This is a genomic window from Skermania piniformis, assembly GCF_019285775.1.
Classification (GTDB): Bacteria; Actinomycetota; Actinomycetes; order Mycobacteriales; family Mycobacteriaceae; genus Skermania; species Skermania pinensis.
In genome coordinates, this window is record NZ_CP079105.1 from 815284 (window position 1) to 822262 (window position 6979).

Here is a 6979-nt window from a genome sequence, read left to right on the forward strand (position 1 = left end):
TGCGATGACCTCGTTTCATGACGCCGATGCGGCCGGCTCCGGCGCCCTCTTCGATACCGTGCTGGTGGCCAACCGGGGGGAGATCGCGGTCCGGGTGATCCGCACGCTGCGGGCGATGGGTATCCGTTCGGTCGCGGTGTACAGCGCCGCGGACGTCGATGCCCGACACGTGCACGAGGCGGACGAGGCGGTGCTGCTCGGTCCGGCACCGGCCCGGGAGAGCTACCTCGACATCGGCAAGGTGCTCGCCGCCGCTCGCGCGACGGGCGCGCAGGCCGTCCATCCGGGGTACGGATTCCTCTCGGAGAATGCGGCTTTCGCCGCGGCACTGGCGGCGGCCGGAATCGCGTTCCTCGGCCCGTCGGTGCACGCGATCGAGGTGATGGGCGACAAGATCGCAGCCAAGCAGGCGGTGGCGAAGTTCGACGTCCCGGTGGTGCCAGGGATCGCCGAGCCCGGACTGACCGACGCGGAGCTGATCGCCGCGGCGGCCGAGGTGGGGTATCCGGTCCTGGTCAAGCCGTCGGCCGGGGGCGGCGGCAAGGGCATGCGTCGGGTGGACGAGCCGGCCCGGTTGCCGGCGGCGCTGGCCGGGGCGCGCCGGGAGGCAGCCGCGGCGTTCGGTGACGACACGTTGTTCCTGGAGCGGTTCGTGCTGGCGCCCCGGCATATCGAGGTGCAGATCCTGGCCGACCGGCACGGCAACGTGATCCACCTCGGTGAGCGCGAATGCAGCTTGCAGCGCCGGCATCAGAAGGTGATCGAGGAGGCGCCGTCGCCGCTGCTGGATGCCGATACCCGGGCCCGGATCGGTGCCGCGGCCTGCAGCACGGCGCGCAGCGTCGACTACACCGGCGCCGGGACGGTCGAGTTCATCGTGAGCGCGGACCGCCCGGACCAGTTCTTCTTCATGGAGATGAACACCCGGCTGCAGGTCGAGCACCCGGTCACCGAGCTGATCACCGGGATCGACCTGGTCGAGTGGCAGGTTCGGATCGCGGCCGGCGAACCGCTGCCGTTCGGCCAGGCCGACGTGCAGCTCGCCGGACACGCGATCGAGGCACGGGTCTACGCCGAGGATCCGGGCCGGGATTTCCTCCCGACCGGCGGGACGGTGCTCGGCCTGACCGAACCGGCCGGCCCCGGGGTCCGGGTGGATTCCGGACTGCGGGTGGGCGCGGTGATCGGCAGCGATTACGACCCGATGCTGGCCAAGGTGATCACCCATGCAGCAGACCGGGCGGGCGCCATACGCCGGCTGGACCGGGCGTTGACCCAGACTGCCGTCCTGGGCGTGGTCACCAACATCGACTTTGCCAGATTTCTCCTCGCCGACCCGGATGTGATAGCCGGACAGCTCGATACCGGACTGCTCGATCGGCGAGCGGTCGATTACACGGCGCCGGCCGGCACCGACCGGGACCTGGTCGCGGCCGCCGCACTGCGCTGGTTGCGAGCGTGGAGTGCTGCCGGCGCGGACCTGTGGGCGCGGCCCACCGGGTGGCGGTCCGGGGTGCCGGCGACGATCGATTACCGGCTGGGCGTCGGTGGTCGGACCGAGTCGGTGCGGCTGACCGGGCGACCGGACGCGGGTACGGCACAGGTCGGCGCCGGACCGGTGCGCGCGCTGGCCGCGGCGGTGGCCGGCGACCGGCTGAGTCTGACCCTGGACGGGGTCCGCACGGGTTACCGGGCGGCCGTCGATGCGGACCGCATCTGGCTGACCGGTCCGGGTGGCACGGTGATCGTGGACGAGGTACGCCCGGTGGTCGGCGGTGCGGCGGCGGCCGGTGGTGCCGACCGCGAGATCACCAGCCCGATGCCCGGATCGGTGATCGAGGTGCTGGTCACCGATGGCGCCGAGGTGTCGGCGGGCACCCCGATCGTCGTGGTCGAGGCGATGAAGATGGAACACACGTTGGCGGCACCGGCCGACGGTGTGGTGGAACTGCTGGTCGCCACCGGTGACCAGGTACGGGTCGATCAACTGCTAGCTCGGGTCGGGGCCGGCGGACAAGGAAGTGCCGGATGAGTGAATTCTTGTGTACCACTGGACTCCCGGAGGAGTATCAGCAACTGACCAAGTCGGTTCGGGACTTCACCCGAGCCGTGGTGGCGCCGGTGGCGGCGCAGCACGACGCCGACCACACCTTCCCCTACGACGTGGTCGCCGGAATGGGCGAGTTGGGCCTGTTCGGGCTGCCGTTTCCGGAGGAGTACGGCGGGATGGGCGGGGACTACTTCGCACTCTGCCTGGCGCTGGAAGAACTGGCGAAGGTAGATCAGAGCGTGGCGGTCACATTGGAAGCCGGGGTGTCGCTCGGCGCGATGCCGATCTACCGGTTCGGTACCGAGGCGCAGAAACAGCAGTGGTTGCCGGATCTGACCGCGGGCCGCGCGCTGATCGGGTTCGGCCTCACCGAGCCGGGTGGCGGCAGCGACGCGGGGGCCACCGCGACCACCGCCGTGCTGGACGGATCGAGCTGGGTGATCAACGGCAGCAAACAGTTCATCACCAACTCGGGGACCGACATCACCGCGGCGGTGACGGTCACCGCGGTGACCGGACGAGATGCGTCCGGCCGCAAGGAGATCTCGTCGATCATCGTCCCGGCCGGTACGCCGGGTTTCGAGGTCGGGCCGGCCTACGACAAGGTCGGCTGGAATGCTTCCGACACCCATCCGCTGAGCTTCGCGGACGTGCGGGTGCCGGCCGACAACCTGCTCGGCCGGCGGGGTCGGGGGTATGCCAACTTCCTGCGCATCCTGGACGAGGGTCGGATCGCGATCGCGGCGCTGAGCACCGGTGCGGCGCAGGGCTGCGTCGACGAATGTGTGCGGTACGCCAAGGAACGGGAGGCGTTCGGCACCCGGATCGGCCGCAACCAGGCGATCGCCTTCAAGATCGCCCGGATGGCGGCCCGCGCGCAGACCGCGCGCACCGCCTACTACGACGCGGCCGCGTCGATGCTCGCCGGTAAGCCGTTCAAACAACAGGCGGCAATCGCCAAGCTGGTGGCCGGCGAAGCGGCGATGGACAACGCGCGGGACGCGACGCAGGTGTTCGGCGGCTACGGTTTCATCAACGAATTCCCGGTCGCCCGGCATTATCGGGACAGCAAGATCCTGGAGATCGGCGAGGGGACGACGGAGGTTCAGTTGATGTTGATCGCGCGGGAGCTGGGGTTGTGAGCGAGGGCGCGGATCCGCCGCTGCGCGAGATCGTGCAACGTGGACTCTGGTTCGACGAACTCGAGCCGGGGGTCTGTTACAAGCATCGTCCGGGGCGGACGATCACCGAGGCGGACAACGTGTGGTTTAGCGCGATCACGATGAATCCGCAAGCACTGCATCTGGATGCGGCATTCAGCGCCGAGAATCCGCCGTATCACCGGATGCTGGTGAACTCGATGTTCACTCTGGCCACGCTGGTCGGCCTCTCGGTCGGCCAGCTCACCCAGGGGACCACCGTCGGCAACCTCGGCTTCGCCGAGATCGCCTTTCCGGCACCGATGTTCCACGGCGACACGCTCTATGCCGAGACCGTGGTGCTGGACAAACGAGAGTCGCGGTCCCGGCCGGGCGAGGGTGTGGTGACCTTCCGGCACACCGGCCGCAATCAGGATGGGGTGGTCGTGGCCACCGCGGTGCGTTCCGCTCTGGTCCGAAAGCAGCCGGCATGACCATCGACCCGGTGTGGCTGTTCTGCCCGGCCGACCGGCCGGAGCGATACGCCAAGGCAGCGGCCGCGGCGGACGTGGTGATCCTCGATCTGGAGGATGCGGTCGCCCCGGCGGACAAGGCGGCGGCGCGGCGCGCGCTGATCGACAATCCGCTCGACCCGGCGCGCACCGTGATTCGGGTGAACGGGGCCGGCACTGCCGCCCATGCGCTGGATCTGACCGCCCTGGCGGACACCGGGTATCAGCGGGTCATGTTGCCCAAGTGCGAGTCTCGCACCCAGGTGGAAACTCTCGCGCCGCGCGAGGTGGTGTTGCTGATCGAGACCCCGCTCGGCCTGGTCACCGTGGTCGACGCGGTGGCGGCGCCGAACGCGGTCGGCGTGATGTGGGGCGCCGAGGACCTGGTCGCCGGTCTGGGCGGCACGGCCAGCCGGCGACCGGACGGCTCGTACCGCGACATCGCCCGGTACCTGCGGTCCACCACGCTGGTGGCGGCGAAGGCGGCGGGCCGGTTTGCGCTCGACGGGGTCTATCTCGATCTGGACGATCCGGCCGGTCTCGCCGACGAGGCCGCCGACGCGGTGGCGAGCGGCTTCGACGCCAAGGTCTGCCTGCACCCCCGGCAGGTGCCGATCGTGCGCGCCGCCTATCGGCCGACCGATGCCGAGATCGACTGGGCTCGCAGAGTGCTCGCCGAAGTGCCGAATCAGGGCGGGGTGTTCGCGTTCGACGGCCGGATGGTCGATGCGCCGGTGATTCGGCACGCCGAGCAGATCGTGCGGCGGGCCGCGGAATGACCGCGCCGCAGTGGACGCCGAGTACGGCCGAGGCGGCCGCGGCGCAGATCACCGACTTCGCCCGGTTCGCCGGCCGGCCCGATGCGAGCTATCACGAGTTGTGGCAGTGGTCGGTGGCCGATCTCGACGGATTCTGGCGGGCGATCTGGTCCTACTTCGAGCTCGGACCGGCACCGGCGCGCGCGCTCGCCGACCCGGCGCTGCCCGGCGCTCGGTGGTTCCCCGAGGTGCGGTCGAACTACGTGGACCGGCTGCTTCAGCTGCCGCCGGCGGGCGGGCAGCGGCCGGCAATCGTCTATACCGACGAAACCAGTGCCGATCGGGAGCTGAGCCGATCGGAGCTGCTCGCCCGAGTCGCCGCGCTGGCCGCGTGGCTGCGGAGCCACGGGGTCGAGCCGGGCGACCGGGTGGTCGGTTATCTGCCGAACATCCCGGAAGCGGTGATCGGGTTTCTCGCCACCGTCTCGATCGGCGCGGTGTGGAGCTCGTGCGGCCAGGATTACTCGGCGAAGGCGGCGCTGGATCGGTTGGGCCAGCTCGATCCGGTGGTGCTGATCACCGCCGACGGCTACCGGTTCGGTGGTCGGGTGCACCAGCGGTCGGCCGAGGTCGCGGCGATCCGGTCCGGTATCGGCTCGGTGCGCGCCACGGTGGTGGTGACCCGGTTCGGCGAGCGGCCGGCCGGCACCGTCGATTGGGTCGAGGTCGTCGACCGGCCCGCGGTCGCCGCGCCCGAGTTGCTGCCGGCGCCGGTGCCGCTGCCGTTCGACCACCCGCTCTGGGTGGTGTTCTCCTCCGGCACCACCGGCCTGCCCAAGGGGATCGTGCACGGGCACGGCGGGGTGCTGCTGGAACACCTCAAGGTGCTGGCGCTGCACGCCGACCTGGGACCGGACGACACCTTCTTCTGGTACACCAGCCCGAGCTGGATGATGTGGAATTACCAGGTCGCCGGGCTGCTGGTCGGGGCGACCATCGTCTGCTACGACGGCAGTCCGGCGTATCCCGGGCCGGACGCGCTGTGGGCGCTCGCGGGCCGACTCCGGGTCACCCAACTCGGTGCCAGCCCCGGCTACGTGCTCGGTTGCATCAAGGCCGGGATCGCGCCGCGCCGCGGGCACGATCTGTCGGCCTTGCGCTCGGTCGGAATCACCGGTTCGACCTTGCCGCCGTCGTCGTCGCAATGGTTGCAGGATGCCGTCGGGGTGCGGGTGTCCTCGATCAGCGGCGGTACCGACGTGGTGACCGCGTTTGCCGGTGGCACGCCGGTCGTGCCGGTCTGGCCCGGCGAGCTGTCGTCGCCCTATCTCGGCGTCGCGCTGGATGCCTACGACAGCGCGGGCGAGTCCGTGCGCGGCGTGGTGGGGGAGCTGGTGGTGACCGCGCCGATGCCGTCCATGCCGATCGGCTTCTGGCGCGATCCGGACGGCAGCCGGTACCGGGCGGCGTACTTCGACAGCTATCCCGGGGTGTGGCGGCACGGCGACTGGATCACGATCACCGGCCACGGTTCGGTGATCGTGCACGGCCGCTCCGACTCGACGCTGAATCGGAACGGGATCCGGATGGGCAGCGCGGACATCTACCAGGCGGTGGAACGCCTGCCGGAGGTGGCCGAGGCCCTGATCATCGGCGCCGAGCAGCCGGACGGCGGCTATTGGATGCCGCTGTTCGTCGTGCTCGCCCCCGACGCCGAGCTCACCGCCGAGGTGATCGAACGGATTCGTGCGGTGATCCGCTCGGAGGCGTCACCCCGACACCTCCCGGACGAGATCGTCGCCGCTCCCGGGGTGCCGCACACCCGAACCGGAAAGAAGCTCGAGGTGCCGATCAAGCGGATCTTCCAGGGGGCGGACCCGGCGACCGCGGTGGATCCCAGCGCGGTGGACGCACCCGAGCTGATCGACTGGTACGTCGGATTCGGGGCACGCCGCGGAGCGCGACCCGACGCGTAGACTGCCCCGAATGGCCGACCTGAACGATCCCGCGGTGCGCGAGTTCCTGATGACCGGCACCCGGACCGGTGCGGTCGCGTTCACGGCGACGGACGGCCGCCCACTGGTCGCACCGGTCTGGTTCGTGGTCGAGGGTGCGGAGATCGTGTTCAACACCGGCGTAGACACCGCAAAAGGGCGTTCGCTGCGGCGTGATCCGCGGATCGCGCTGTCGGTGGATCGGCCGGCTCCGCCCTACGCCTTCGTCCAGATCCAGGGGGTGGCCACCCTGTCGGAGGACCCGGACGAGCTGATACGTACCGCGACCATGATCGGTGGCCGGTATATGGGCGCGGACCGGGCAGACGAGTTCGGCAGGCGCAACGGGGTACCCGGCGAGTTGGTGGTGCGAATCCGGCCGACGAAGATGATCGTGCAGCTCGACGCGACTGCCTGAGCCGGCCCGATCAGGTCTTCGGGCCGCGGCCGACGAAGACCCGGACCGACCGGGGCGGAACATATGGCCCGGCCCGACCGAAGTATCTTTGTGGACTGGCTACGCTCG

At 70.2% G+C, this 6979-nt stretch carries 6 protein-coding genes; all 6 read left to right on the forward strand.

Annotated elements, in window-relative coordinates:
• Positions 1 to 4 precede the first annotated feature (4 nt).
• The 6 genes from KV203_RS03730 to KV203_RS03755 are packed head-to-tail and all read left to right on the forward strand — an operon-like array spanning position 5 to position 6871.
• Positions 5 to 2032, forward strand: coding sequence for an acetyl/propionyl/methylcrotonyl-CoA carboxylase subunit alpha (locus KV203_RS03730; RefSeq protein WP_066467069.1), 2028 nt, complete (start codon positions 5 to 7; stop codon positions 2030 to 2032).
• Complete coding sequence (locus KV203_RS03735) at positions 2029 to 3192, forward strand: acyl-CoA dehydrogenase family protein (RefSeq protein ID WP_066466651.1); 1164 nt, start codon at positions 2029 to 2031, stop codon at positions 3190 to 3192. The genes KV203_RS03730 and KV203_RS03735 overlap by 4 nt, the downstream gene beginning before the upstream one ends.
• Positions 3189 to 3683, forward strand: a complete 495-nt coding sequence (locus tag KV203_RS03740; protein WP_083529711.1) for a MaoC family dehydratase — start codon at positions 3189 to 3191, stop codon at positions 3681 to 3683. The genes KV203_RS03735 and KV203_RS03740 overlap by 4 nt, the downstream gene beginning before the upstream one ends.
• A complete protein-coding gene (locus KV203_RS03745) occupies positions 3680 to 4480 on the forward strand; it encodes an HpcH/HpaI aldolase/citrate lyase family protein (RefSeq protein ID WP_066466650.1) in 801 nt (266 codons plus the stop codon). The genes KV203_RS03740 and KV203_RS03745 overlap by 4 nt, the downstream gene beginning before the upstream one ends.
• Entirely contained in the window at positions 4477 to 6435 is a 1959-nt protein-coding gene (locus KV203_RS03750) for an acetoacetate--CoA ligase (protein ID WP_066466649.1), read from the forward strand. Before KV203_RS03745 ends, KV203_RS03750 begins: the two co-directional genes overlap by 4 nt.
• A 10-nt stretch (positions 6436 to 6445) precedes the next feature.
• Positions 6446 to 6871 (forward strand): PPOX class F420-dependent oxidoreductase, encoded by a 426-nt coding sequence (locus KV203_RS03755; RefSeq protein WP_066466648.1) that lies wholly within the window; start codon positions 6446 to 6448, stop codon positions 6869 to 6871.
• Positions 6872 to 6979 lie beyond the last annotated feature (108 nt).